This window comes from Luminiphilus syltensis NOR5-1B (assembly GCF_000158175.1).
Classification (GTDB): domain Bacteria; phylum Pseudomonadota; class Gammaproteobacteria; order Pseudomonadales; family Halieaceae; genus Luminiphilus; species Luminiphilus syltensis.
Genome location: NZ_DS999411.1, coordinates 1020144 through 1045034 on the forward strand (window position 1 = coordinate 1020144; position 24891 = coordinate 1045034).

The window sequence follows — 24891 nt, forward strand, 5'->3', positions numbered from 1 at the left end:
ATCTATGTTTTGCTTCCGGGAGTTGCGTTGGGGTCGATGGTGTTTTGCCTGGGGTTTTTCGGCACCGGATCATAACCGCCATCGCACCAGGGGTGACAGCGGCCGAGCCTCTTAATTGTCAGAGATAGGCCCCTGACAAGGCCAAATTCAAGGATAGCCGTTCTCGCGTATGAGGAGCAGGTAGGACTGAAGCGGCAGGAGGGCGCGAAAAAAGGACTGATGAAGTAGCGATAACCATCGATGAGCGCAAGCGCTAACCGTCTCGGTAAACCCAGCAGAAAAAACAGGGCGGTTCTCACTGACGTACACTCACCAGCGTGTTCCAAAGGTCAGCAAGTAGCGTTTCAATTTCCCTATTGCTGAGTTCTGCAAGCCCTTTTCTGGCGAGGAAGATAACATCCAGCGGCGTCTGCAGCGGGTGTTGTCTGAAGTGTTCGCGCACCAGCCGCTTGACTCTGTTGCGTTCATGGGCGAGGCGAACGTGCTTCTTCGCTACGACCAAACCGAGGCGAGATTGCGTCAAATCGTTGGTGCTACCGAGTACCAGCGCGTGCTTTGCGCCCGCACGATGGCTATTGCGCTCAAATACCCGGGTGAATTGGGATGCGGTTAACAGCCGAGCGCTTTTCGGGAAGTGGAGAGACGGAGTAGGCATTTACGGCCCCAGTCATCACTGAATCAGGCCGTGCTTATATTAAGCAGATAGGACTTTACGGCCGCGCGCACGTCGGCGGGCAATGACTTTACGACCACCTTTGGTAGACATTCGTGCTCTAAATCCGTGCGTTCGCTTGCGCTTTATAACGCTGGGTTGGAATGTACGCTTCATGACGGTACGCCCTGTGCAGACAATAGTTAAGGGGCGCGGAGTATATTGATGCTGGCGGCATCTGACAAGGGGTTTGGGTTGGCGTCACGGACGCCCACACTCTTTGCTAAGTTGGTCAGCACTCACCTGTCACTGGCGGCAAAATATACCGTTGGCAGGATTGGTGACACCAGTAAGGCGGTGAAAGCACATTTTTACACCAAGTTAATAACAGCTTATCCACAGAAAAAAATCTGCGGATCGGGAGCGCTCGATTTTGGGCCGACCGTATCGGTGGTTTTTAACTTATTGATAAAACAGTAAAAAAAGTAGTTGCTAAGCACCCCGCCTTGTGGATAACCTAGACCGACTCACTAGAGTTTGGGATGCACGGCGCGTCGCCGGGGATAAAAACGCAGTCTGTGCGTGCGCCGCGTGCTGACAACCCGATCTCTTAGCAAAAAGGCCCGGTGCCGGGTCGCAACAATAATAGGGCCTCGTCGAGTCGAGCGAAGCCCGTGATTTTTACCGCTAATACGACGGAGCGAATCTTGACCGCGCATCCTCACGCTTCAGATCCATGGCAGCAGTGCTTGAACTACCTCAAGGGCGCGTTGCCACAACAACAATTCAACACCTGGATTCGGCCCCTTGAAGGCCGCGCCGATGAGGCGGGCATTACCATTAGCGCTCCGAATCGATTTATCCGCGACTTCGTCGAAAACAAGTATGGGGACGACATCACCCGATATTTTGCCCAGCAGCTGCCTTCTGGCCTGGGCGCAGTGAGTTTTGTCGTCGCAGAACGGGCCTGCTTTCGCAGCAGCACTTCGTCGTCGCCGACTGCGGGAGTCACTGATACCCCGGCAGATGAGGAGCCCGGAGGCACGTCGACGACTCCGGACTCAGACAAAAGGGGGTTCAACTCAGATATCGACGCTGCGGCCGTCGATCCGGGCAACGTTATCGCCCTACCCAGAGCGACGCCAGCGGCGGCTCTGGCGGCCAATCAACGCAATCTGGTGTCGGGCTATACCTTCGACAGTTTTGTTGAGGGTAAAAGCAACCAGCTCGCTTTGGCGGCGGCGCAGCAAGTGGCTGAAAACCCGGGTAATTCCTACAATCCGCTGTTTCTTTATGGCGGGGTGGGGCTTGGCAAAACCCACTTGATGCACGCGGTAGGCAACGCGCTCCGTGCCAGAAAGCCTGACGCCAAAATCGTGTATTTGCACTCAGAGCGTTTTGTGGCCGATATGGTGAAGGCGCTTCAATTGAATGCCATTAACGATTTCAAGCGCTATTACCGTACGGTAGATGCATTACTGATCGACGATATTCAGTTTTTCGCCAACAAGGATCGCTCCCAGGAGGAGTTTTTCCACACTTTTAATGCCTTGTTGGAGGGCGGCCAGCAAATGATTCTGACCTGCGATCGTTATCCCAAGGAGATAGACGGCCTCGAAGAGCGCCTGAAGAGCCGGTTTGGTTGGGGCCTAACCGTCGCTGTGGAGCCCCCGGAGCTCGAAACGCGGGTGGCCATTTTGATGAAAAAAGCCGCGGAGGCCGACATTGATCTCGTTCCGGAAGCAGCATTCTTTATCGCTCAACGGATCCGCTCCAATGTTAGAGAGCTAGAGGGCGCCCTAAAAAGAGTGATAGCGAGTGCTAACTTCACAGGAAGGCCCTACGATATAGAGCTTATCAAGGACAGCCTGAAAGACCTGCTGGCCTTGCAGGATCGGCAAATCAGTCTTGATAATATCAAGCGAACCGTTGCCGAGTATTACAAGATTAAGCTCGCGGACTTGTTATCGCGGCGGCGCAGTCGTTCGGTGGCCCGACCTCGTCAGATGGCAATGGCGTTGGCCAAGGAATTAACCAATCACAGCCTGCCTGAGATCGGCGACGCCTTTGGCGGCAGAGACCACACGACAGTTCTCCACGCATGTCGTAAGATACGGGATCTTCGCGAAACAACGTCAGATATTCGAGAAGATTTCAAAAACTTGATGCGATCATTGACCACCTAGTCATACCCGCCTCACCTCGTTGTTGATTATTCGGCCTGGAGTGTGCCACCGCATGAATTTTACGATTCCCCGGGATGCGTTGATTAAGCCCCTTAACCTTGTGGCTGGCGTGGTCGAGCGTCGGCAAACCCTGCCCATTCTGTCCAATGTCCTGTTGCGGGTAGAGGGTAATCGCCTGGAGCTCACCGGCACTGATCTGGAGGTCGAGCTGCTGGGTCGCGTGGATCTCGCGGAGCCTGGCGAAGCGGGGGAGATCACTGTTCCCGCGCGGAAACTGGTTGATATCTGCAAGAGCCTGCCTGAGGGCTCAGAAATCAATTTCAGCGTTGACAGTGGTAAGGCAACGGTCAAAGCCGGTCGCAGCCGATTCACGCTGTCCACGCTTCCGGCGGCTGACTTTCCGACGGTTGAAAGCAGTGAGGGCGAGGTGTCGGTGTCGTTGCCCCAGTCCGTGCTGAAGCGGTTGATTGATCGGACGGGTTTTGCCATGGCGCAGCAGGACGTGCGCTATTACCTGAATGGAATGTTGCTTGAAATCCTGGGCGGACGCCTGCGTATGGTGGCAACGGACGGACATCGGCTGGCGCTTTGTACGGCGCAGGAGCCCGTTGAGGCCGGTGATGCCTCGGTCATTATTCCCCGCAAAGGCGTGCTGGAGTTGGCGCGGTTGCTCGAGGGCGATGGCCCGGTCACGCTGGTGATTGGCAGTAACCATGTGCGAGCCGCCAACCTGCAATTTACCTTTACCTCCAAGTTGGTAGACGGCAAGTTCCCGGAATACGAGCGGGTGTTACCGAAGTCGCCGGACAAATCTGTTGTGGGTGATCGACAAACCCTGCGGCAGGCGTTCACCCGAACTGCAATCCTGTCCAACGAAAAATACCGCGGCGTTCGACTCAAGATTGCCGACGATACCCTGGAAATAACGGCTAACAACCCGGAGCAGGAACAGGCGGAAGAGGTTGTTTCGGTTGAGTTTCAGGGAGATCCCCTCGAAGTTGGCTTCAATGTCAGCTACTTACTCGATGTTCTATCGGTGCTCGGCGACGAAAAGGTGCGTTTGTCCCTTGCCGACGCGGCCAGCAGCGCCTTGCTCGAAGAAGCCGACGGGGGCGATTCGCTCTACGTGGTCATGCCGATGCGGCTCTGAGCCAGCCACCGTCGCGTGAAACCGACAGCGGTCGGTTAGCTCAGTCAATCATGGACACACCAGGCAGTGATTAAACAGCTCGCTATTGAGGGTGTGCGTAACCTCGATGCGTCGGTGTCTTTGGGTTCTTCCGCCAACTTACTGTACGGCCGCAACGGTTCGGGTAAGACCAGCGTTCTTGAGGCGATTCATCTTTTGGCGGTGGGTCGATCCTTCCGAGCCAATTCCGCTAAGCCAGTTATTGGCTTTGATCGGGACCACTGCCTGGTAACCGCGACAGTGACAGAGGGCAATCGCAATCAGCAGCTGGGAATTCAGAGAAGCAAAGATGGATCGGTGATTGCGCGGATTAACGGCGAAGCGGTTACCTCGCTTGCGATGCTGGCCGAAGTGTTGCCGGTGGTGGTCATGGATAGCGGCATTGTGTCATTGATTGACGGGCAGCCCGAGGGGCGCCGTCGGTTTATCGACGCCAGCGTGTTCCACGTGGAACAGTCATTCTTGCCGGCCTGGCGTCGCTTCCAACGGGCGTTGCGGCAGCGTAATGCGGGGTTGCGTCGTGGTACACTGGAGGGCGATGAAGCATGGCGGAGGGAGGTGGCCAGCGCGGGCCAAAAGCTCACCGAAATGCGCAGTGTGGCGCTCGATGCCTTGCAGGCCCGGTTTGTTGCCAGCGCAGAAGCCTTGTCTGATGATATTGCGGGTATGGCGCTGGTTTTTCGTGCCGGCTGGGACAAGACGGTGGGTCTCCTTGAGGCGTTAGAACGAAGTCTCGAGTCGGATCGGTTACAGGGGTTCACACATGTGGGGCCCCACCGCGCTGACATCAAGCTGTTGATTGACGGCCGGCCCGCGGCAGAAGTGATGTCTCGCGGGCAGCTTAAATTGGCGGCCACGGCGCTGAAGCTGGCGCAGGGCGGGTTAATCGCGCAGCAATCCCGATCGACGCCGGTATATTTGGTGGACGATTTGCTGGCAGAGCTCGATAGCGGCCACTCCCGGGCGGTCTGTGATCAATTGGTGGCCGCAGGTGGGCAGGTAGTCTTCACCGCGGTCGATCGCGATGAGGTGCCCGCTTTCTGGTCGGGTAGTGAATTAACCCTGTTCCACGTGGAACAGGGCAGTGTGGTAAGCGTTTAGAAAGTGCGTCAAAGGTGGCGCCGACGCGACAAAGCGGAGTAGCAATGAGCGAAACAACCGGTGATTCCATGAATGAGTATGATTCGTCGAGCATTAAGGTTTTAAAGGGTCTCGACGCCGTTCGAAAACGACCGGGCATGTATATCGGCGATACCGACGACGGCACGGGCTTGCATCACATGGTGTTTGAGCTCGTTGATAACTCCATCGACGAGGCCCTGGCCGGCCACTGTTCACAGATCGACGTCATCATTCACCCGGACGAGTCGGTGACGGTGGCCGATGATGGGCGTGGAATCCCCACGGAAACCCATGAAGAGGGGGTTTCGGCGGCTGAAGTCATCATGACCGTGCTACACGCCGGCGGAAAGTTTGATGACAACACCTACAAGGTGTCCGGCGGTTTGCACGGGGTGGGTGTTTCGGTGGTCAATGCGCTGTCTGAGCACCTTCAACTGACGATTCGTCGGCAAAACAAGCTCTACGAGCAGATTTACCGTCACGGGGTGCCCGATTCACCGCTGGCGGTGGTAGGCGAAACCACGGAGACGGGCACGGCGGTTCGGTTTAAACCGTCGCCGGAAACCTTTACCAATATTGAATTTCACTTTGATGTCCTGGGCAAACGCTTGCGAGAGCTTGCCTTTCTTAACAGTGGCGTGAAGATTGTTTTAAAAGACGAGCGTTCCGGTAAGTCCGAGACCTACGCTTACGATGGCGGTTTACACGCCTTCGTACAGTTCCTGAACAGCAATAAAACGCCGATTAACGGGGTTTTCCACTTTATGACCGAGGTCGATGGTGGTGTGGGCGTCGAAGTGGCGCTGCAATGGAACGACAGCTTCCAGGAGAATATCTTTTGCTACACCAACAATATTCCCCAGCGTGATGGGGGAACCCACCTGGCGGGCTTCCGATCCGCGCTGACGCGAACCCTGAATAACTATATAGAGCGCGAGGGCCTGGCGAAGAAGGCCAAAGTCAACACGACGGGTGATGATGCCCGCGAGGGCCTGACGGCGATTATCTCGGTGAAGGTGCCCGATCCCAAGTTCTCTTCGCAAACCAAGGACAAACTGGTCTCCAGCGAAGTGAAGACGGCCGTGGAACAGACTATGGGCGCCGCCTTCGCCGATTTCCTGCTTGAAAATCCGGCGGAAGCCAAGCTGGTCGTCGGCAAGATGCTGGACGCCGCGCGAGCGCGGGAAGCGGCACGGAAAGCCCGGGATATGACCCGGCGCAAAGGTGCGCTTGATATTGCAGGGCTCCCGGGCAAGCTGGCGGACTGCCAGGAGCGGGATCCCGCTCTGTGCGAGCTCTACCTGGTGGAGGGTGATTCCGCGGGAGGGTCCGCGAAACAGGGGCGAAACCGAAAGTTTCAGGCCATCCTGCCGCTCAAGGGCAAAATCCTCAACGTGGAGAAGGCGCGCTTTGATAAGATGCTGTCTTCCCAGGAGGTCGGTACCATGGTGACGGCCCTCGGTTGCGGTATTGGCAAGAGCGAATTTGACCCGGATAAGCTGCGCTATCACAGCATTATCATCATGACCGATGCGGATGTGGACGGGTCGCATATTCGCACGCTGCTCCTGACCTTTTTCTTCCGCCAGATGCGCGAACTTATCGAGCGAGGCCACGTCTTTATTGCACAGCCACCGCTGTATAAAATCAGTCGCGGTAAAAGTAGCCAGTACCTGAAGGATGAGCCGGCTCTGGAACGCTACCTGACCGAGGGGGCGCTCGATGGTGCAGGGCTTCACGTCAACGCCGATGCCCCCGCCATCACGGGTGGCGCACTGGCCGAACTGGTTGCACAGTATCAGTCGGTGGCGGCGACCATCGACCGACTGTCGCGGGTTTACCCTCCCGAGCTGCTCTGGCAAATACCCTATATGACCGCGGGTCTCGAGGTGTCCGATCTTACCGATACCGCTCGAGTCGAGGCGTTTGCCAAAGAACTAAGTGAGCGCTTACACACCGATAGGGCCAGCCGCAATCAGTATACTTACAGCGTTAGGGTGGATTCGGAGCGGGGTATCGAATACCCGGTTATCCGCCAGCTATCCCACAGCAACGTCACAGAAATCCCGCTGACACACGGCTTTTTCGTGTCCAAGGAGTACGCGTCGCTGGTCGCTTTGGGGCAGACCCTGGATGGCTTGATTGAGCCCGGTGGGTATTTCAAGCGAGGCGAAAAAGTCCTCGAGACGACCGACTTTACCGAAGGCCTGACGTGGCTTCTTAGCGAGGCGCGGAAGGGCTATTCGATCCAGCGTTATAAAGGCCTCGGTGAGATGAACCCCGATCAGTTGTGGGAGACGACGATGGATCCCGAACATCGGCGCATGCTGCGGGTGAAAATCGAGGACGCCATCCTCGCCGACCAGATGTTTACAACGCTGATGGGGGACGATGTCGAACCCCGCCGCGAATTTATTGAAGCCAATGCGCTGGCGGTCGAGAACTTGGATGTGTAATACCGGGGCTTGAATCCGTTGCTGCGTTACGCTGCCCGAGTTCTCCTCTTGGTCGCGTTGCATTACAGGACTGGCCCGGGATTGAGCTGACTCCGGTTGCCTGCTGACGTGCTGGTCAAAACCAGCGTAGCAAGCGGCACCTAGTTCATTGCTCAGTAAGGCAGCCGCTGACGACCACCCCCTAAGGTTTGAACTCGGCGAGGCAGCCGGTAGTCCTTTGAGCTGCTCGCGTAGCTCCAGCAAGGTCAGCACCCTGTCAAAGTCACTCGTCGACGCTCAAAGGACTCCCGCCCACCTCACCTTGCGGCGGTGCCATCTTCAGGATTATTTCGACCGCACCAGGTGCGACGTCACACGCTAGGTCTCTGCGGGGAGAGTGACGAACCCTGAAGTTCGCGATGAAACTCGCTTTGTTCACCGGTTTTTTCCTCGAATAAGGTGCGAAATTCGATTCGAAGTGGGAAGGCTTTTCGGGTTGCACTTTTGATCGTGGGCCGCGGACCGCACTTGAACACGTGCTTCTTCGCGCCTCTTTGTGACAAGCCGCGCTATCCCTGTAATTATTGTGGTAGCCTTTTATCGATTCGTTGTTGATTTCAGGCTAGAGTACGCTCAGCACTGGATATTGACATCATTAACGAGTGAGATGGGCAAGCATCGCCAGTAAGAGCCGGTGACCCATCCTCTTAGGGGACGCTAATGACCAACCGCTTTCGCTCACTATTCGCTCCCAGAGCGTTTGTTTCCCGCTCAATGGCGGTACTCGCTATCCTGACCCTGGCCGCCTGCGGTGGCGGTGGCGGCGGTGGCAGCAGTTTCCTGCCCGCTGATGGTCAGTCTGACCTTGCGATTACGGCGATCCTGCTTCCTGACGTAGTCCAACTACCCTATGCCGAGGTACTTGAAGCGACGGGCGGCACAGCGCCTTATTCCTGGTCACTGGTCAACGACGATGGCACGGGCGTTACGCTCGATGACTCCGGTGTGTTGCGCGCAGCAGCACCCATAGAGGAAGGCACTTACGGTATTACGGTTTCCGTCAGAGACAACGACGGCAACGAAGCCGAGCGATCGTTCACCATCGAGTTTCTGGTTCCGATACTCGCTATCACCAGCACGGCGCTCCCTCCCGCTGAGCGCGACATCCCGTATTCTGCGATTGTTGAAGTCACGGGTGGGGCTGAGCCCTATGCGTGGGAGCTCATTGAAGATGGTGATACCGGGCTGTCCTTGGATGCCACCGGCATTCTTAGTGGCACGATTGGAACCCCGGGGACTTACGGTTTAACGATTAAAGTTACCGACGATACGGGCGTCACGTCGCAACGGTCATTACTGCTCACAGTGACTGGTGAGGCGATTCCCCCGCTCGGTATTGACACTGTCGCACTACCCAGCGCGCGGGAGAATGCCACCTATGCGGCGGTTGTATCCGCGTCGGGTGGTGACAACGACAGTTACTCCTGGCAACTCGTTTCTGCCGGTGGTTCCGGTCTTACCCTGAGCAGCAACGGTGTGTTGTCTGGCCAGGGGCCAGATGAAGGTAGCTACGGCCTGACCGTGAGAGTTTCGGATGGGACTGATACCGCTACCAAGTCGTTGACGCTTACCGTTGCCGGCCCGCAAACTCCGCTGGCTATAGAGACCACGACGTTGCCAAGTGGTGTTGTAGGGGTTCCGTACGCGGCAGCATTTAACGCGGTGGGCGGAAGTGGGTCTTATACCTGGAGTCTAGTGAGTGGTGGCGGATCGGGTCTGGGACTCACCTCGAGTGGTGTTCTCTCGGGCGTGCCCGCTTCAAACGGCGCTTACGGTGTTACCGTCTCGGTCAGCGACGGCGATTCGACAGTAGTCACGTCGTTGGTGGTAACTTTTGCCCTTCAGGCGACAGATGGTGGCGGTGGGGGCGACGCAGGCTCGACATTCCTGTCAATTGCCACTGAAACGCTTCCCAACATCACCACTTCAATTTATGCCGCTATTCTAGACGCAGAGGGAGGAACACCGCCTTATACCTGGGCGCTTGTTCCTGGACCGGACACCCCCGCTGGTTTTGCCGTGTCCACTGATGGGGCCGTTACTCTAGCCACCGATCCGCCCCCAGGGATTTACCCGGTGTCAGTTCAAGTGACTGACTCAGCGGGAACGGTGGTTACGAAATCTTACGCGGTGACTCGTGATGGGGGTGCAGTTCCTGCTGTCGAATTCACGACAGATGCAGCCTTGCCTTCCGCCACGACGGGAACTTTGTACGCGACGGTGATAAGAGCATCAGGTGATGCAGGCGCATCGCCACCTTACGCCTTCCGTATTGTTGGCGTGTCTCCTGTTCCCCCAGGGACTCTAGCTATAGGCGCGGACTCGGGGGTTTTGGAATGGGATACACCTTCAGGCGGGCCTTACGACATAACTATTGAGGTGGTTGCCGAAAATTCTGCTGCTGTCCGGGTCTTCACCCTAACGGTGGCCGCCCCGTAAGGCCTAAACCGCAGTCACCGCTTTATTTGTCACCAAGCCGACACATGTGTCGGCTTGGTGACAGTTCGTCGCTTTTAATCTTGGGTGCGGTTTACTACGCCACACCACATGAAGGCTTTGACGGCTGGCCAAAGCCGTAAATTTGCTAACGCCGTTTTCCATTGCGACGAATAGCCCCGCACAGTCCATGCTGGCGTTAAGTTCTTATGACCGTGCCCCTTGCCATGCCAGCCACTTACCCGAGCGCCCATTCAACTCGTTTTCATGGATTAGGAGGTTGAAAATATCAGCTTCCATTGATGGATCGAGTTAGGGCTCTTCAGGTGGCTTGGGCGGTGCGTCAAACGTCGCCCCCAACCGAGGCGCATCATTCTCGGTACCAATCGGCTGCAGCGATTCGGGAAAGGTCTTGTTGGCCTTCGCCGACAGCGACTGAAACCGGTCGACTTTGCCGTGCAGGCCCTGGCGGCCGATCAGCGCGGTCACCGTCTTGTTGTAGTGATTGCTCGCCGCCTGCAGTGATCCGCCAAGGCCCTCGAGCCGCTCAGCCACCGTACACACCGCATTAAAAATCTCACCGGCGCGATCGCTGATTTCCTGCGCTTCCGCATTGCTGCGCTCGATCATCCATAGGTTCGCGACGGTGCGAAGAATCGGCATCAGCGTGGTGTGGGAGACCATAATCACGTTCTTCTGATACCCGTAGTTGAACAGATCCCGGTTTTGCCGCATCGCCTCGATGTACGCGGGCTCCACCGAGACGAACATCAGTACAAAATCAGGGCTCGCCATACCCGGCAAGTTGGCGTAGTCCTTCGACGACAGGCCATCGATATGGTTGCGCATTGAGCGGCCGTGGGCTGCGAGTGCGGCCTCCCGCTCCACATCGGTTTCGGCGGAGATGGCGCGCTCGTAATCAACCAGCGAGACCTTGGCGTCGATGACGAGGTTTTTGTCCTTGGGCAGCCGCACCACGAAGTCGGGAATAAGCTTGCGGCCCTCGACATCCTTAAACGCCGCCTGGGTTTCGAAGTGCTCGCCGGGGTTGAGCCCCGCGAGCTGCAGGGTTTTTTCGAGCTGGGTTTCGCCCCAGTTGCCGGCGATCTTGTTGTCACCCTTGAGCGCCCGGGTAAGGCTATTGGCTTCTGCCGACATCGACAGGCTCACACCCTCCAGCGCTTTCAGCTGCTCAGACAGCGAGGTATTACTCTTGAGGAACTCGCCGCGCAGCTCGTTGACATTTTGCTGGAAATTCTGGATTTGTTTTTCCAGGGGGTTGAGCAGGGCGCCGATGCTTTCTCGATTCCCGGCTTTTAGCTCCTGTTCCTTGTTCTTGAGGATGGTCTGGCTTAACACCTCAAACTCCTGCTTGAGCAGGGCCCGGCTGGCCTCAAACTGCGCGAGCTGTTCCTGATGGTTGCGATCGCGCTCTTCCTGTCTTGCCTGTGCGGCGCGCAGTTCGGCCATGGCATCGGCCGCCTCCTTCGTTTTGGTGGAAAGAGCCGCCCCCAGCTCGCTAATTTCCTTGCGCGCCCGCTGCTCCGCATCCACGGCAATGGCGCGTTCCTGCTGCAATCTTGCCGCGTCCTGCGTGTGGCGGGTAAGCGTTCCACGCAGTAGCAGATAGGTGGCCACACTACCGGCGGTCAGCCCGACCAGCAGCGCGCCAATAATGGGGAGGGTTTCCGTCAAAACCAATCAGCTGGCGAGTTCGGCGATATCCGCCACTTGTAAAAACAGCGACCGTAGTTGCGCCAAGAGCGCAAGGCGATTGCGCTTCAACGCCGGGTCATCGGCGTTCACCATGACGGCGTCGAAAAATTGGTCAACGGGTTCACGCAAGGTGGCCATGACCTTAAGGGCCCCGGCATAGTCTGCAGATTCCAGCAATGGCTTAACCGCGGCCTCCGCCTGTTCCAGCGCGTGGTAAAGCTTTTTTTCCTCCTCCTGTGACAACAGCCCGGGGTCGGTGGTGGTCGCTTCTCCGGAGTCGGCCTTGGCCAATAAATTGGCAACGCGCTTGTTGGCGGCCGCCAGCGCCACGGCATCCGGGCTACCGGCGATGGCATCGAGTGCCCGCACTCGCGCATCGATGGTCAAGGGTGCATCGACGCCAACCGCGGTAACCGCGCGCAGTGCTTCGATCGATATTCCCTGGTCGCCGTAATAGGCCCTCAGGCGCTCAAGCACATAGTGAGTGGTTACTTCTGCACTGTCGGAAGCAATCACCCCGTCCGCAAACTGGCTTGCCGCCAGATCGAACAGCTGCCGAAGCGATAGCGGACTCTGCAGGTCGATAATGATTCGAATCACCGATAATGCCGCGCGGCGCAGCGCAAAAGGATCCCGCGAGCCGGTGGGGTGCTGCCCGATACCAAAAATACCCACCAGAGTATCGGCGCGATCGGCCAGGGCGACTGCGGCCGCTTCCCGGGTTTGCGGTAGCTTATCGCCGGCGAACCGCGGCCAGTAGTGTTCTTCAATCGCTTGCGCGACTTCGTCTGTTTCGCCGTCATGGCGTGCATAGTGGGACCCGGCAATGCCCTGGAGTTCAGGGAATTCCAGCACCATTTCAGAGACGAGATCGCACTTGCACAGCTGTGCTGCCCGCGCCGCCTGCTGTGGGTCGGCTCCCAGAGTGTTGGCGAGGGCTTCGGTCACGGCGGCAAGCCGTGTGGTTTTGTCAGCGAGTGTGCCCAGTTTCTGCTGGAACACCACACTCTGAAGGCGATCGGTTCAATGTACGAGAGGCGTTTTCTTGTCTCTATCGAATAAAAAGGCCGCGTCACTCAGCCGCGGGCGAATCACCTTCTCATTGCCGGCGATCACTTTGGCCGGATCCTTCGACTCGATATTGGCCACGGTAATAAAGCGGGGGAGCAGTGCTCCGGAATCGTCCACCAGGTGAAAGTATTTCTGGTGAGTCTTCATGGAGGAAATCAAGGCTTCCTGGGGTACCTGGAGAAAGGCTTCATCAAAGGTGCCGGCCAGAGCAATGGGCCACTCTACAAGCCCTGTGACTTCATCGAGCAGGTCCTCGGCGATAACCGGTGTCCCCACTTCAGCGACGGTTTCCACCTGATTGGCCACCACGTTTCGGCGCGTATCGAAGTCAGCAATCACTTTCGCCTGAAACAGCAATTTCTCGTAGTCTTTGGCGTGATTGATAGCGACATTATTCGGGTGATGGAAGCGGTGACCCCGGCTGGTGCGGTCGGCTTCGAGTTCAAACAGCGACAGGGGCAGAACCGTATCGTCGAGCAATAGCACCAGCCATTGGACGGGTCGCAAAAACTCGCAGCGTTTGCGTCCCCAGCGCATATACTTCGCCACCGGGATGGCAGCAACGGCTTCCGCCACCAGGTTCGGCACCACTTCACGCGCCAGCACACCGGCTTCCGTCACTTTCAGGCCAAGGCGTTCGCCCTTGGGGGTCGCCACAGCTTCGAGCAGATCGAGGGGAACACCTTGCTTGCGCGCAAAACCCTCTGCAGCGGGGGTCCAGTTCCCGTCGGCGTCCCGGCTCGCCGCGATGGGAGGGCCCAGTACTTCACGCTCAACATCGGGCGCCTCGAGCAAAAGGCCGTCGATCTGCACGGCCAGACGACGCGGGGTGGCAAAAAACCGGCTGTCTTCAAAATCGAGACCGCAACTATTAAGCGCAGCGATTAAATGGTTATGAAGCGACTCGCTCATTGCCCCCTGGGCAGTTGCGGGTAATTCTTCGGTACCGAGCTCGAACAGTAGTGTGCCCCGGGTCATGCGATGTTCTCCAACGCCTGCGCCCGGAGATCAGCATCGGCCTGGGGAAAACCCAACGCCGCGCGGGCATCGAAATAGGCGCGAGCCACCGCTTTGGCCAGTGTTCTTACGCGCAGTATGTAGCGCTGGCGTTCGGTGACGCCGATCGCGTGTCGGGCATCGAGGAGGTTGAAGGCATGGGATGCTTTGATGACCTGCTCGTAGGCAGGGAGCGGAAGCCCGGCTTCCACCAGACGCAGGGTTTCGGTCTCGCAGAAGTCAAACGTTGCGAGCAGTTGATCGACATCGGCGTACTGAAAATTGTACGTCGATTGCTCGACTTCGTTCTGGTGGAAGACATCGCCGTAGGTCACCACGCCTTGTGGCGTCTCCGCCCAAACCAGATCATAGACCGAGTCAACGCCCTGCAGGTACATCGCTATACGCTCGATACCGTAGGTAATTTCTCCCGTCACCGGAAAGCACTCGATACCGCCCGCCTGTTGGAAGTAGGTGAATTGAGTCACCTCCATGCCGTTCAACCAGACTTCCCAGCCAAGGCCCCAGGCCCCGAGGGTGGGGGATTCCCAGTTATCCTCGACAAAGCGGATATCGTGCTCGAGCGGATCGATACCCAATTCACGAAGGCTATCGAGATAAAGCCCCTGGAAGTCATCCGGCGATGGCTTCATAACCACCTGAAACTGATAATAATGTTGCAGACGATTGGGGTTTTCTCCGTAACGGCCGTCGGTGGGGCGTCGGCTCGGTTGCACGTAGGCGGCATTCCAGTTTTCGGGACCCACTGCGCGCAGAAAGGTCGCGGGATGGAACGTACCGGCCCCGACTTCGAGGTCCAGGGGCTGCAATAAGACGCAGCCATGGCTGCCCCAGAAATCCTGCAGCCGCAGAATCAATGCTTGAAAGGTCTTGGGAGTCACGAAATTGATCCGGAAGAGTGGTTTAACGGCTTAGTATACCGGTGATAAGCGCGGCATAATACGGCCTCATTTGCAGGCTGGACTCGTTTTGAGCGTGACATCGCAATCGGAATCGGAATCGGAATCGGAATCTCCGTCAGCTCCCCTACGGGATCGTGCGGCGCTGCTGCTCACCAAGTGGGCACTGCATCTATTGGCCCGCCTGCCGCTGGAGACGGCGCGGGGGCTCGGGCGACGCCTGGGGCAGTTCAATCACTGGCTGGACGGTCGTCCACGTCGAGTCGCTGAGCGTAACATCCGGCTCGCCTATCCCGAACTCGATGCGTCGGCGCGGGCGGCGCTGGTCAAGAGTGCCATGATGGAAACCGGTGCGCTCGTCAGTGAGATGGGTCACGTTTGGGTTCGCCCCTGGGCGTTTACCGAGTCATTGATTCGCTCAGTAGAGGGCCTCGAGTATTTGCAGGAGGCTCAAGAGCAGAAGCGGGGCGTGATTATTCTCGGGCCCCATCTGGGGAACTGGGAGGTACTCGGTTTGCATCTCGCGACGGTGGGGGAAACCGTTGCTCTCTATGAGCCACCCCAAATTGCTGCACTGGGTACCCTGATCCGCGAGGCACGCGAGCGCAGTGGCAGTCAGTTGGTACCGACCACGCCCCGGGGTATCGCGGCGATTACACGGAGCGTTAAGCGGGGCGCAATTTCGGGTATTCTCCCGGACCAGGTGCCGACCGACCCCAGCGGTGGTTTGAACGTGCCTTTTATGGGCGTTACCTGTGCGACCACTTCGCTGGGGTGTAGCCTCATACGGCGATCCGGCGCGGTAGCGCTGATGGGTGTCGCGTTGCGGGTTCCGGGGGGCTTTAAAATCCGCTACGTTAAGCCGGACCCGTCAATTTACAGTGAGGACCTCGCCGTCTCCCTGACAACCATGAATCGCGAAGTGGAAAAACTGCTTCGGGGCTGGGATGCCCAGTACCAGTGGCAATACAAGCGGTTCAGAACTCGCCCCCATGAGGGTACCGACCATTACTTGCACCTGATGCGACGCTGAGTCGCTGGAGCAGCAGAGGATATGCAGCAGTACGCAGGCAAAATCATTGCCGGTTTGATTGGCTTTCTGACCCTGGGGCCGGTGGGTCTTTTGTTCGGCCTGGCCATTGGCCACGCCTTTGATCGAGGGCTTTGGCAGGCGTTGCAGGCGGCCAGCCCTGAAGCGCTGGCTCATTTACAACGGCAGTTTTTTGAAACCACCTTTACGTTACTTGGGTATGTTGCCAAGGCTGATGGTCGGGTATCTGAAGCCGAGATCGCCCAGGCGGAGAATCTTTTTCGCCAGGTCAGGTTGAGCCCCTCCCAGCGCCAGGCGGCCATTCAGCGCTTCAAAATCGGCGCCGCGAGCGGTTTTGACCCCCAGCCCACCGTTCGTGCCTTCGCTACGAAAGTGGGTCAGCGACGGCAGCTTCAACAGACGCTGTTCGCGTTCTTGGCCAGCATGGCCCTCGCCGACGGCGAATTACAGGCTGCCGAGCGCGAGGCCCTGCACCACATCGCCGAACTGCTCGGCATGCCCGCTGCCGAGGTTGATCGATTGGTCGAGATGCTGTCGGCGCAGTCGCGGTTTCACAGTGGTCCCAGCGGGCACCGAGCTCGCTCGAAGGATAGCGTTGCGGATGCGTATCGGGCTCTGGGCGTACCGTCTGAGGCGACCGATAGCGAAGTGAAGAAAGCCTACCGTAAGCTGATGAGTGAAAATCATCCGGACAAGTTAATCGCCAAAGGCGTGCCCGACGACTTGATTAGACTGGCGACCGAGCGATCCCAGGAAATCTCAACCGCGTACGAGGTGATCCGCAATGCCCGCGGGCTCGGATGAGACGATCAGGGTCGCCAGAAGGCGGGAGTGAACAGTACCAGCAGCGTAAATACTTCCAGTCGACCCAGCAGCATGGCAACACATAGTAAGCACTTGCCAATCTCAGATACGGCACTGTAATTGGGCGCTACCAGCCCCAGGCCCGGGCCCAGGTTGTTCATCGATGCGGCGACTGCAGAAAATGCCGAGGTGAAATCGAGGCCGGTGGCGAGCATTAGCAACATAAAGGTAACGAAGCAGAACATGTAGACCGCGAAGAAGCTCCATACGGCGCTTACCGTGCTCGGTTGCACGCGCCGCGCATCCAGCTTAAGTGGAATGACGGCGTTGGGGTGAAGCAACTGCCTGAGCTCGCGCATACCCTGACGAAAGATGAGCAGCAGGCGCATGGCTTTCATACCGCCACCGGTTGACCCCGCGCAGCCCCCCATGAAAGACAGCATCAACAAAAATACCGGGAGGAATATGGGCCACACCGAAAAGTCCCGGGTTGCAAATCCGGTTGTGGTGGCGATCGAGACGGTTTGAAATAGCCCATGGACGAGTCCCTCCTTCACGTCGAGGGTATCGGTCACGATCAATGTACTGCAGGTGACGACAATGGCGATAACCACCACGGCACTAAAAAACTTGGTTTCCGAATCATGGTTATAAACATTCAGTGATCGGCGCTGAAAGGCAATGAAGTGCAGGCCAAAGTTGATCGCTGATATCACCATGAAAAAGGTGCAGATCAGCAGGATTTTATCGTTATCAAAAAAGCCCATACTGGCGTCATGGGTCGAGAAGCCGCCGATGGCCACGGTGGAAAATGCATGGCAGATGGCGTCAAAACCCGACATACCTGCCGCATAGTAGGCGGCGGCACACAGTGAAGTGAGACCGACGTAAATACTGAATAGCGCTTTTGCCGTTCCCGTCACTCGGGGAGTGAGTTTCCGCTCCTTGGCATGTCCCGAACTTTCTGCGCGAAAAAGCTGCATGCCCCCGATGCCCAGCATGGGCAGAATCGCGACGGCGAGCACAATAATACCGATGCCCCCCAACCACTGGAGTAACTGGCGATAGAGCAGTATTGAGCGTGGCAAGTCGTCGAGGCCTACGATGACCGTTGCCCCGGTCGTCGTTAATCCGGAGATGGATTCAAAGATCGCGTCGATTGCCGACATGTGGATAGCGTCACTCAATATAAACGGCAAGGAGCCAAAGACGCCCAGAACAATCCAAAACAGCGCGGTGACCAGAAAGCCGTCACGAATCCGAAGGTCAGAACGACTGCGCCGCGTCGGTAACCAAAGCGCGGCACCCGCGAAAATATTGATGGCAAACGCAGCTGCAAAAGCGTTGGCTGAGCCGTCCCGCTCAACCAGGCCCAAGACCAGCGAGGGCAGCATGGCGGTGCTGAACATCACCAACAGCACGCCCATGATTCGCAGGGAGACGCTGATATGCATTAGAGGAAGCCGAAGCCCACGGCAAAGAGCTTCTCCACCGCGGAAATCTGGCTGCGATCAGTCAGGAATAGAATCACATGATCATCGGGTTCGACCACCACATCGCTGTGGGCGATCACCACTTCTTCGCCGCGTAAAATGGCACCTACGCCGACACCGTTGGGCAATTTCAGTTCGTCGAGACGTCTGCCGATCACCTTCGATGACCGCGCGTCACCGTGGGCTGTAAGCTCAATAGCCTCGGCGGCACCGCGCCGTAACGAGTGCACGTTGCCAATATCTCCGCGGCGGACATGGGTGAGTAGGCTGCCGATGGTAATCTGTTGCGGCGATATGGCGATGTCGATTTCTTTACCGACCAGGTCAGCGTAGGCCGAATTGGTGATCAGCGTGATCACCTTTTTCGCGCCGAGTCGCTTGGCGAGCATCGACATCATGATGTTGGATTCATCGTTGTTGGTCAGTGCGCAGAACACGTCGGTATTTTCGATGTTTTCCTGCACCAGAAGCTGGGGCTCGTTGGCACTGCCGTTGAGCACAATGGTCTCTTCGAGAATCTCTGACAGTGCACGGCAGCGGTCGTAGGACACTTCAAGCACCTTAACCTGGTAGTCGCGCTCCAGTCTCGATGCCAGCGTCGCGCCGATGTTGCCACCGCCGGCGATCATTACGCGCTTGTAGGGCTCATCAATGGTTCGGAGTTCTGCCGTGACCGCGCGGATATTCTCCCGAGCGGCGATGAAAAACACTTCGTCGCCGGGTTCAACAATAGTATTGCCCTCGGGGGTGATGGGCTTGGAGTCTCTGAAAATGGCGGCAACGCGGGTATCGATGTGGGGCATGTGCTTGCGCAATTCGGAAAGCTCCATGCCGACAATGGGCCCACCTCTAATAGCTCGCGCCGCGACCAGGCGGATTCTGCCCTCGGCAAAATCGACGACTTGCAGCGAGCCCGGGTTGGCGATGAGTTGTTCGATGTTGTTGGTGACCAGCTGCTCGGGACCGATAATCACATCGACCGGTATGGCGTCAGGCCGGAACAGGCGATCCCCTTTTTGCAAGTAATCACCCGATCGGATTCGGGAGATCTTGAGTGGGGTTCGGTACAGCGTAAACGCGACCTGGCAGGCCATCATGTTGATTTCGTCGCTGTTGGTGACGGCCACCAGAAGATCGGCGTCCTCCGCTCCCGCGTTGAGTAGCGTGGTCGGGTGGGCGGCATCCCCCTGTACGGTGCGGATATCCAGCCGCTCCTGCAGCGCGCGCAAGGTGCTCGGCTGATTGTCCACAACCGTGATGTCGTTTTGTTCATCGGCCAGATGTTCGGCGAGGGTGCCACCGACCTGCCCCGCTCCAAGGATGATGATTTTCACTGGACTAGAGATCTCCTGAGAGCGACAGCCGACACCATAAACAAAGCCGGCCTGCTTGGTAAGTGAAAAACGACCGAAAGCTTGCGGATACCTTTGCTCTACAAGGCGCGCCGTATCAGGCTGAAATAGAGGCCATCACCACCCTCAGCCGCTGGCAGCACCTGCTGTCCGTATTCGGTGGCGATACCCACCTCGGTGTCGAACGGCTCCACCGCGGCGTCCTCGTGGTGTTCGAGGAAGGCCTCGACCTGCGCATCGTTTTCCGCGCGCAGGATTGAGCAGGTCACGTAAAGCAGTCGACCCCCGGGTTTGAGCAGTGGCCACAAGCCGTGGGTTATATCGGTTTGTTGCTGTGCAAAATGGCGGATATCGGTTTTTCCACGGTGTATCTTGATATCGGGATTACGCCGCAGGACGCCCGTTGCCGAGCAGGGCACATCGGCCACAATAGCGTCGAATCGACCCACCCCGAGTTCATCGCCCGGATGGGCTGCGTCCATTGCAATACAGTCAAAGCCGAGACCCAGCCGATCGCGGTTGGCGATGACTTTTTCGAGCCGTTTGGCATCAATATCAGCGGCGATGAGCGTTTTGAGTTCAGGTTGGCGTTCGGCGATGTGACAGCTTTTTCCACCCGGCGCGGCACAGGCGTCGAGCACGGTTTCACCCGGTTTTGCATCGAGAAGAATGGCGGCCAGCTGTGCGGAGACGTCCTGTACCGATATCTGGCCCGCGGTGAAGCCCGGTACCGACTCGACATCGATGGGCCGCGCCAGAGTGACAGCGGTATTGCTAAGGCCATCGGCGCTGAATGCTATGCCTTCGGCGTGCAGACGCTGTTTGTATTCTTCCGGACTGCACAGGCGAGTATTGATGCGCAGGGACATGGGAGGACGACTGGAGCTTGCCGCCGCAATCTTGGTGAGGTGATGGGGCCATTCTTTGGCCAGCTGCTGATACATCCACTCGGGAAGGGCGGCTTTTTCGGCGGGGGAGAGGTTGTCGATCAGCTCGGCGGTTTGACGCTGGTAGGTCCGAAGTACGCCGTTCACCAGTCCCGTGGCCCAGTTTTTTCGTAGCTCACGACAAACTGCCACGGTCTCTGATACCGCGGCATGATGGGCGATTCGAGTACCCCGCAGCTGCTGAAGGCCAAGAAGAACCAGCGCGTGAACATCGGCATCTTTCTTGCGCAGGGGCTTGCGCAGCAACTGCCTTGAGATCCCTTCGAGTAACGGCCATTCGCGCAGTGTGCTGTAGACCAGCTCCATGACCAGTGGCCGTTGTCCGCTGTCTACGGATGCCAGATGTGAGGGCAGTACGGCGGCCAGCGATCGGCCGTTGAGCACATCGGAAATAGAGTGAACGGCGGCACCCCGCGGGGATACCTTGCTCAACGATTATCACCAAAGACGACGCCGGCATGGAAAATATCCGACCGGGCGTTCAGCAAGTCGGTGACTGCTAACGGCTTGCCTCCAGGCAACTGCGCCTGCTCCACCCGCAGCAGACCGTCGCCGCAGGCGATATCGAAGGTTTTATTGTCAATTGCCACTATGGTCCCCGGCGTTGCCGTAGGGGTCGCCGACAGCGCGGTGGCCCGCCAGAACTTGACCCGATGGCCGAGCAGTTCCGAGTAGCAACCGGGCGCGGGCAGAAACGCATGGATGCGACGTGCGATCGTGCGGGCCGGTTGCTGCCAGCTTATGTGCCCCTCGGCTTTGCTGATCTTGGACGCATAGGTAGCGAGGTCGTCATTTTGCACCGTTGCACTGCTCAAATGGGCTGGAAGATCATCGAGCACCCCGGTCAGTAGTTTGGGGCCCATCGCGGCGAGCCGGCTGTAGAGCTCGATCGTGGTGTCGTCCTCAGATATCGGTGTCGTGGCCGTCGCCAGCATGGGTCCGGTATCAAGACCTGCCTCCATCTGCATGATGGTGATGCCCGTTTCCGTATCCCCCGCCTCGATGGCCCGCTGTATGGGCGCCGCGCCTCGCCACCGGGGCAACAGCGATCCGTGGACATTGATGCAGCCATAGCGCGGCAAATCCAGCACCGCCTGGGGCAGAATCAGTCCATAGGCAACGACGATCATGGCGTCGGCACCGTAGGCGGCGATTGTGGCCTGAACCTCCTTGGACTTCAGTGTCGCCGGCTGAAGCACGGTTAGACCGGCATCAAGAGCGCACTGCTTTACCGGCGTCGCTTTGACCTTCTTGCCGCGCCCGCTGGGTCTGTCCGGCTGGGTCAGGACGGCCACAACCGAGTGTTGGCTGCCCACCAGCTGCGCTAGATGGCTGGCAGCAAAATCGGGGGTGCCCGCAAAGAGAAGCCTTAAAGGCGGGGTCATCGGATCAGGCCCTTCGCTTGTGTTCCTTCTCGAGCTTGCTTCTTATCCGCTGACGTTTCAGGGGTGAGAGGTAATCGACAAACAGTTTGCCTTCGAGGTGATCTATTTCGTGTTGCAGGCAAATGGCGAGCAGGCCATCGAGCTCCTCGGCAAACGTATCACCTTCACGATCCAGTGCTGTGACCTCAATGCTGCTGGGCCGATTCACCGTTTCAAAAAACCCGGGAACCGACAGGCAGCCCTCATCGTAGCTGCCCAGAGTCTTGTCGATAACCGTGACTTCCGGGTTGATGAATACCCGGGGCTCATCGCGATTCTCAGAGACATCAATAACAATGACGCGCTCGTGGACATCGACCTGGGACGCGGCCAGGCCGATTCCCGGCGCGTCATACATGGTTTCCAGCATGTCGTCGATGAGGCGGCGAATGCGCTGGTCGACCTCGGTGACCGGTTTTGCCCGGGTGCGAAGTCGGGGGTCCGGAAACTCAAGAATGGGTAGGATTGCCATACTCTGCCTTTTGGAAGCTGTAGCGATTGGTCACGCCTAATGACCGAAAGCTGTTGGATTTGCTCTTGCCTCGCAGCGCGGCGCGACGCAAACTGCAAGTATAGCGCGGACTTTGACCTATCGTCCGGTAACAACCAAGGGAGTGGTAGCGTGAAATCCCCATCTCAAGTTCCAGCCCGAGCATGCGCTCGCCCGACTCACCGCCTGTTGTGGGTATTGGCGACGGCGTTGTTGGCGGTATCGGTTTCATTAACGGCACAACAGTCGCGGCCCGATACCGTCCAGCTCAACGACAATGTGCCGATGACGTACACCGTCAAATCAGGTGATACGCTGTGGGGCATTAGCGAAATTTATTTGCGCGAGCCCTGGCGATGGACCGAACTCTGGGACAGTAACCCGCAGATCGACAACCCCCACCTGATTTATCCCGGCGATGTGCTCGAACTGCGCTGGGAAGATGGCCGACCCGTTCTTGGCTTCGCGCAGCGGGGCCCCGTAAAGCTGTCTCCGAAAGTTCGAAGCACGTCTTTGTCCTCGGCGATACCGCCCATTCCCCGGGATGAGATCGATCCGTTTTTACGCGCCAATCGTGTGGTAGATGCGGTGATTTTTGATCGTTCCGCGTACATTATCGCCGGTGATGCCAAGCGACTGATCAGCGGTGTTGGCGATCGCGTTTACGGCCGCGGACCGGTGGATGCCACTGACAGAACCTACAGCATTCTTCGCCGGGGCGAGTTGATTGTTGACCCGATCACCCAGGAGGTATTGGGCCTTGCGGCCTCTGAGATCGGCACCGCTGAGTTGCTTGCCGCCGCGGCAACCGTGTTCACCGATGCTGATGTCAAGGAGCTCGAAGTCACCAGCATGAACGAGGAGGTGCGAATCGCTGATCGGCTGTTGCCGCAGATGGAGGGTATCGTTGACGCCTTCTATCAGCCCAAGGCACCCGACTTTCAGATTGAGAACGGATTCATGGTGGCGGTTGACGGTGGCGTCACCCAGATAGGTGCGCTGGATATCGTGACCCTTAATCTCGGCACAAGAGAAGGCGTCGTGGTCGGCGATGTGATGGCTATCTACCAGGCGGGGGAAGTGGTACTGGATCCTGTTACTGAAGAGATGGTCACTTTACCGGACGTTCGATCAGGCCTCGTAATGGTCTTTAGTGTTTACGACAAGGCGAGCTACGGTCTGGTGTTGAAAGCCAGTCGGCCGCTCGCCGTGGGCGACAAGGTTAAGAACCCCTGAGATAGGTGAACGGCCGCGCACAGGACGTGCGCGAATGGAAAATGAGACGTAAGACCGCGCAAGGAAGCGCCGATGCCCCACACTTTTGGTTGCGACGCCATCGACGATGCGCGTTGGCTACGCTTACTGGATCCCGACCTACTGTCGCCATTGCAGCGACGCGTGCTGTTTTCCGCCAGCTTGACCCCGGCGGAACTTCTGGCACTGCCGCCTGGCGATTGGCCAGGTGGTCTCACGGCCCTGAGGTCCACCATTTTAGGTGCCATTGAGCGACCGGTAGCCGCCGGCCTGAAATGCGCAGCTGCCCCCGACGCCCAGGTCCACTTGATCGCCCTCGGCGATAGTCTGTATCCCAAACTGCTGCGCGAATGCAGCGATGCCCCGCCCGCACTTTTCGCAGTGGGTCGACTGGCTGCTCTCGGCGACCCCGGTGTTTCGATAGTCGGTACCCGCAATGCGTCATTGCACGGGCTTCGGACGGGGACAGAGTTCGCCGCCTTTATGGCCAGTCGCAATATTGTTGTGGTCAGTGGACTGGCATTGGGCATTGATGCTGCCGCCCACCGTGGTGCGATTGACAATGGCGGCAGTACGATCGCGGTGCTGCCGACAGGGGTGGACAGGGTTTATCCAGCCCGCCATCGGGCGTTGGCCGAAGCTATCACGGAAAAAGGCGCGCTTATTTCCGAATTTGTTCCCGGCACGGTCCCCCATCCGGGAAACTTTCCACGACGAAACCGCACCATATCGGGGTTGACGCCCGGTACGCTGGTGGTTGAGGCGGGCAGACCGAGCGGCACCCTGATAACGGCGACGGCCGCAGCTCAGCAGGGGCGCGAGGTCTTTGCCGTGCCCTGGTCCCGCTACCACCGTGGTGGCGAAGGGTGTCTCGCACTGCTTTCGGATGGGGCAACATTGGCACACTCTCCCGCCCAGGTAGTGCATGATCTGGCGCCGGGGTACGCGGGGCAGCAACTTCTGCCAGGCGTGGAAGCCCGCGCTGGCGATCGCTCCCGGTGTTCCGCTGATGGTGAGGATCCGCTCCTCGCTTTAATCGGCGATGGATGTCATATACCGCAGGTGCTGCAGCGGGCCTCAGGCCTTCGGATTCATGAGTTCCAGCGGCGGATTACCGAGCTCGAAATTGCCGGATTGATCGAGCGGGACACGATGGGCATCCGACGTGGAAGTCCCTGATGGCAATCGCGCCGGACCCAGAGCTTGTATCGTTGATGGGCGCTGCTACACTCTCGCGCTCGACGATATCGGGCCATGGTGTTCAACAGGCATTCGGCCATACAGGGATTGCTG

At 58.0% G+C, this 24891-nt stretch carries 20 protein-coding genes and 1 pseudogene; 10 read left to right on the forward strand and 11 right to left on the reverse strand.

The annotated features are described in order from the left end of the window. Nucleotides 1-2: 2 nt before the first annotated feature. From yidD to rpmH, 3 genes are read right to left on the reverse strand one after another with little or no spacing between them, the layout of a single operon-like run. Nucleotides 3-299, reverse strand: a complete 297-nt coding sequence (yidD, locus tag NOR51B_RS15145) for a membrane protein insertion efficiency factor YidD (RefSeq protein ID WP_407635206.1) — start codon at nucleotides 297-299, stop codon at nucleotides 3-5. Continuing rightward, nucleotides 296-655, reverse strand: a complete 360-nt coding sequence (gene rnpA / locus NOR51B_RS04575; protein ID WP_040481778.1) for a ribonuclease P protein component — start codon at nucleotides 653-655, stop codon at nucleotides 296-298. The genes yidD and rnpA overlap by 4 nt, the downstream gene beginning before the upstream one ends. Nucleotides 656-694: 39 nt before the next feature. Beyond that, the gene (gene rpmH / locus NOR51B_RS15150; protein ID WP_081443891.1) at nucleotides 695-829 is read right to left on the reverse strand and encodes a 50S ribosomal protein L34; all 135 of its coding nucleotides are present in this window, start codon (nucleotides 827-829) and stop codon (nucleotides 695-697) included. Between the two features lie 48 nt (nucleotides 830-877). Between rpmH and NOR51B_RS04580 the strand changes: the two genes are divergently transcribed. The 6 genes from NOR51B_RS04580 (at nucleotide 878) to NOR51B_RS04605 (ending at nucleotide 10083) form a co-directional block, all read left to right on the forward strand. Further along, nucleotides 878-1132 carry a hypothetical protein gene (locus NOR51B_RS04580; protein WP_009019388.1) on the forward strand — a complete coding sequence of 85 codons (255 nt, stop codon included), beginning with the start codon at nucleotides 878-880 and terminating at the stop codon, nucleotides 1130-1132. Between the two features lie 227 nt (nucleotides 1133-1359). Beyond that, nucleotides 1360-2838: a chromosomal replication initiator protein DnaA gene (gene dnaA, locus NOR51B_RS04585; RefSeq protein WP_040481780.1), complete on the forward strand. Its 1479-nt coding sequence runs from the start codon at nucleotides 1360-1362 to the stop codon at nucleotides 2836-2838. A gap of 52 nt (nucleotides 2839-2890) precedes the next feature. Further along, nucleotides 2891-3988: a DNA polymerase III subunit beta gene (gene dnaN / locus NOR51B_RS04590; protein WP_009019959.1), complete on the forward strand. Its 1098-nt coding sequence runs from the start codon at nucleotides 2891-2893 to the stop codon at nucleotides 3986-3988. Between the two features lie 66 nt (nucleotides 3989-4054). Next, entirely contained in the window at nucleotides 4055-5128 is a 1074-nt protein-coding gene (gene recF, locus NOR51B_RS04595; RefSeq protein WP_009020075.1) for a DNA replication/repair protein RecF, read from the forward strand. A gap of 44 nt (nucleotides 5129-5172) precedes the next feature. Further along, nucleotides 5173-7605, forward strand: coding sequence for a DNA topoisomerase (ATP-hydrolyzing) subunit B (gene gyrB / locus NOR51B_RS04600; RefSeq protein WP_009020938.1), 2433 nt, complete (start codon nucleotides 5173-5175; stop codon nucleotides 7603-7605). Between the two features lie 699 nt (nucleotides 7606-8304). After that, complete coding sequence (locus NOR51B_RS04605; RefSeq protein ID WP_009020952.1) at nucleotides 8305-10083, forward strand: putative Ig domain-containing protein; 1779 nt, start codon at nucleotides 8305-8307, stop codon at nucleotides 10081-10083. Between the two features lie 309 nt (nucleotides 10084-10392). Here the strand turns inward: NOR51B_RS04605 and NOR51B_RS04610 are convergent, their stop codons facing one another. From NOR51B_RS04610 to glyQ, 3 genes and pseudogenes are all read right to left on the reverse strand, one after another. After that, complete coding sequence (locus NOR51B_RS04610; protein ID WP_154647601.1) at nucleotides 10393-11634, reverse strand: DNA recombination protein RmuC; 1242 nt, start codon at nucleotides 11632-11634, stop codon at nucleotides 10393-10395. A gap of 147 nt (nucleotides 11635-11781) precedes the next feature. Beyond that, a pseudogene (gene glyS / locus NOR51B_RS04615) lies at nucleotides 11782-13845 on the reverse strand (glycine--tRNA ligase subunit beta). Beyond that, nucleotides 13842-14765, reverse strand: coding sequence for a glycine--tRNA ligase subunit alpha (glyQ, locus tag NOR51B_RS04620; protein ID WP_009021606.1), 924 nt, complete (start codon nucleotides 14763-14765; stop codon nucleotides 13842-13844). The pseudogene glyS and the gene glyQ overlap by 4 nt, the downstream one beginning before the upstream one ends. A gap of 94 nt (nucleotides 14766-14859) precedes the next feature. Here glyQ and NOR51B_RS04625 point away from each other — a divergent pair, with 94 nt between their 5' ends. Then, nucleotides 14860-15816: a lysophospholipid acyltransferase family protein gene (locus NOR51B_RS04625; protein ID WP_009021525.1), complete on the forward strand. Its 957-nt coding sequence runs from the start codon at nucleotides 14860-14862 to the stop codon at nucleotides 15814-15816. 21 nt (nucleotides 15817-15837) lie between these two features. Continuing rightward, nucleotides 15838-16638, forward strand: a complete 801-nt coding sequence (djlA, locus tag NOR51B_RS04630; RefSeq protein WP_009021554.1) for a co-chaperone DjlA — start codon at nucleotides 15838-15840, stop codon at nucleotides 16636-16638. Nucleotides 16639-16643: 5 nt separating this feature from the next. Here djlA and NOR51B_RS04635 read toward each other — a convergent pair whose 3' ends face one another. The 5 genes from NOR51B_RS04635 to def all read right to left on the reverse strand — a co-directional run bounded on the left by NOR51B_RS04635 (nucleotide 16644) and on the right by def (nucleotide 22326). After that, a complete protein-coding gene (locus NOR51B_RS04635) occupies nucleotides 16644-18092 on the reverse strand; it encodes a TrkH family potassium uptake protein (protein WP_009020508.1) in 1449 nt (482 codons plus the stop codon). Continuing rightward, nucleotides 18092-19465 (reverse strand): Trk system potassium transporter TrkA, encoded by a 1374-nt coding sequence (gene trkA, locus NOR51B_RS04640; RefSeq protein WP_009019038.1) that lies wholly within the window; start codon nucleotides 19463-19465, stop codon nucleotides 18092-18094. Before trkA ends, NOR51B_RS04635 begins: the two co-directional genes overlap by 1 nt. Nucleotides 19466-19563: 98 nt before the next feature. After that, entirely contained in the window at nucleotides 19564-20862 is a 1299-nt protein-coding gene (gene rsmB / locus NOR51B_RS04645; RefSeq protein WP_040481783.1) for a 16S rRNA (cytosine(967)-C(5))-methyltransferase RsmB, read from the reverse strand. Next, nucleotides 20859-21815 carry a methionyl-tRNA formyltransferase gene (gene fmt / locus NOR51B_RS04650; RefSeq protein WP_009019986.1) on the reverse strand — a complete coding sequence of 319 codons (957 nt, stop codon included), beginning with the start codon at nucleotides 21813-21815 and terminating at the stop codon, nucleotides 20859-20861. Before fmt ends, rsmB begins: the two co-directional genes overlap by 4 nt. 4 nt (nucleotides 21816-21819) lie before the next feature. Beyond that, complete coding sequence (gene def / locus NOR51B_RS04655; protein WP_009019687.1) at nucleotides 21820-22326, reverse strand: peptide deformylase; 507 nt, start codon at nucleotides 22324-22326, stop codon at nucleotides 21820-21822. A gap of 150 nt (nucleotides 22327-22476) precedes the next feature. Between def and NOR51B_RS04660 the strand changes: the two genes are divergently transcribed. Next, a complete protein-coding gene (locus tag NOR51B_RS04660; RefSeq protein ID WP_230198402.1) occupies nucleotides 22477-23580 on the forward strand; it encodes a LysM peptidoglycan-binding domain-containing protein in 1104 nt (367 codons plus the stop codon). 72 nt (nucleotides 23581-23652) lie between these two features. Beyond that, entirely contained in the window at nucleotides 23653-24777 is a 1125-nt protein-coding gene (gene dprA / locus NOR51B_RS04665; RefSeq protein WP_009020916.1) for a DNA-processing protein DprA, read from the forward strand. Nucleotides 24778-24891 lie beyond the last annotated feature (114 nt).

Excerpts from the sequence above, each read along its gene's own strand:
- NOR51B_RS04635 (WP_009020508.1), bottom strand. The coding sequence starts at position 18,092 with ATGCATATCAGCGTCTCCCTGCGAATCATGGGCGTGCTGTTGGTGATG.
- rnpA (WP_040481778.1), bottom strand. The coding sequence starts at position 655 with ATGCCTACTCCGTCTCTCCACTTCCCGAAAAGCGCTCGGCTGTTAACC.
- dnaN (WP_009019959.1), top strand. The coding sequence starts at position 2,891 with ATGAATTTTACGATTCCCCGGGATGCGTTGATTAAGCCCCTTAACCTT.
- NOR51B_RS04605 (WP_009020952.1), top strand. The coding sequence starts at position 8,305 with ATGACCAACCGCTTTCGCTCACTATTCGCTCCCAGAGCGTTTGTTTCC.
- rpmH (WP_081443891.1), bottom strand. The coding sequence starts at position 829 with ATGAAGCGTACATTCCAACCCAGCGTTATAAAGCGCAAGCGAACGCAC.
- def (WP_009019687.1), bottom strand. The coding sequence starts at position 22,326 with ATGGCAATCCTACCCATTCTTGAGTTTCCGGACCCCCGACTTCGCACC.
- fmt (WP_009019986.1), bottom strand. The coding sequence starts at position 21,815 with ATGACCCCGCCTTTAAGGCTTCTCTTTGCGGGCACCCCCGATTTTGCT.
- djlA (WP_009021554.1), top strand. The coding sequence starts at position 15,838 with ATGCAGCAGTACGCAGGCAAAATCATTGCCGGTTTGATTGGCTTTCTG.
- gyrB (WP_009020938.1), top strand. The coding sequence starts at position 5,173 with ATGAGCGAAACAACCGGTGATTCCATGAATGAGTATGATTCGTCGAGC.
- NOR51B_RS04580 (WP_009019388.1), top strand. The coding sequence starts at position 878 with ATGCTGGCGGCATCTGACAAGGGGTTTGGGTTGGCGTCACGGACGCCC.
- dprA (WP_009020916.1), top strand. The coding sequence starts at position 23,653 with ATGCCCCACACTTTTGGTTGCGACGCCATCGACGATGCGCGTTGGCTA.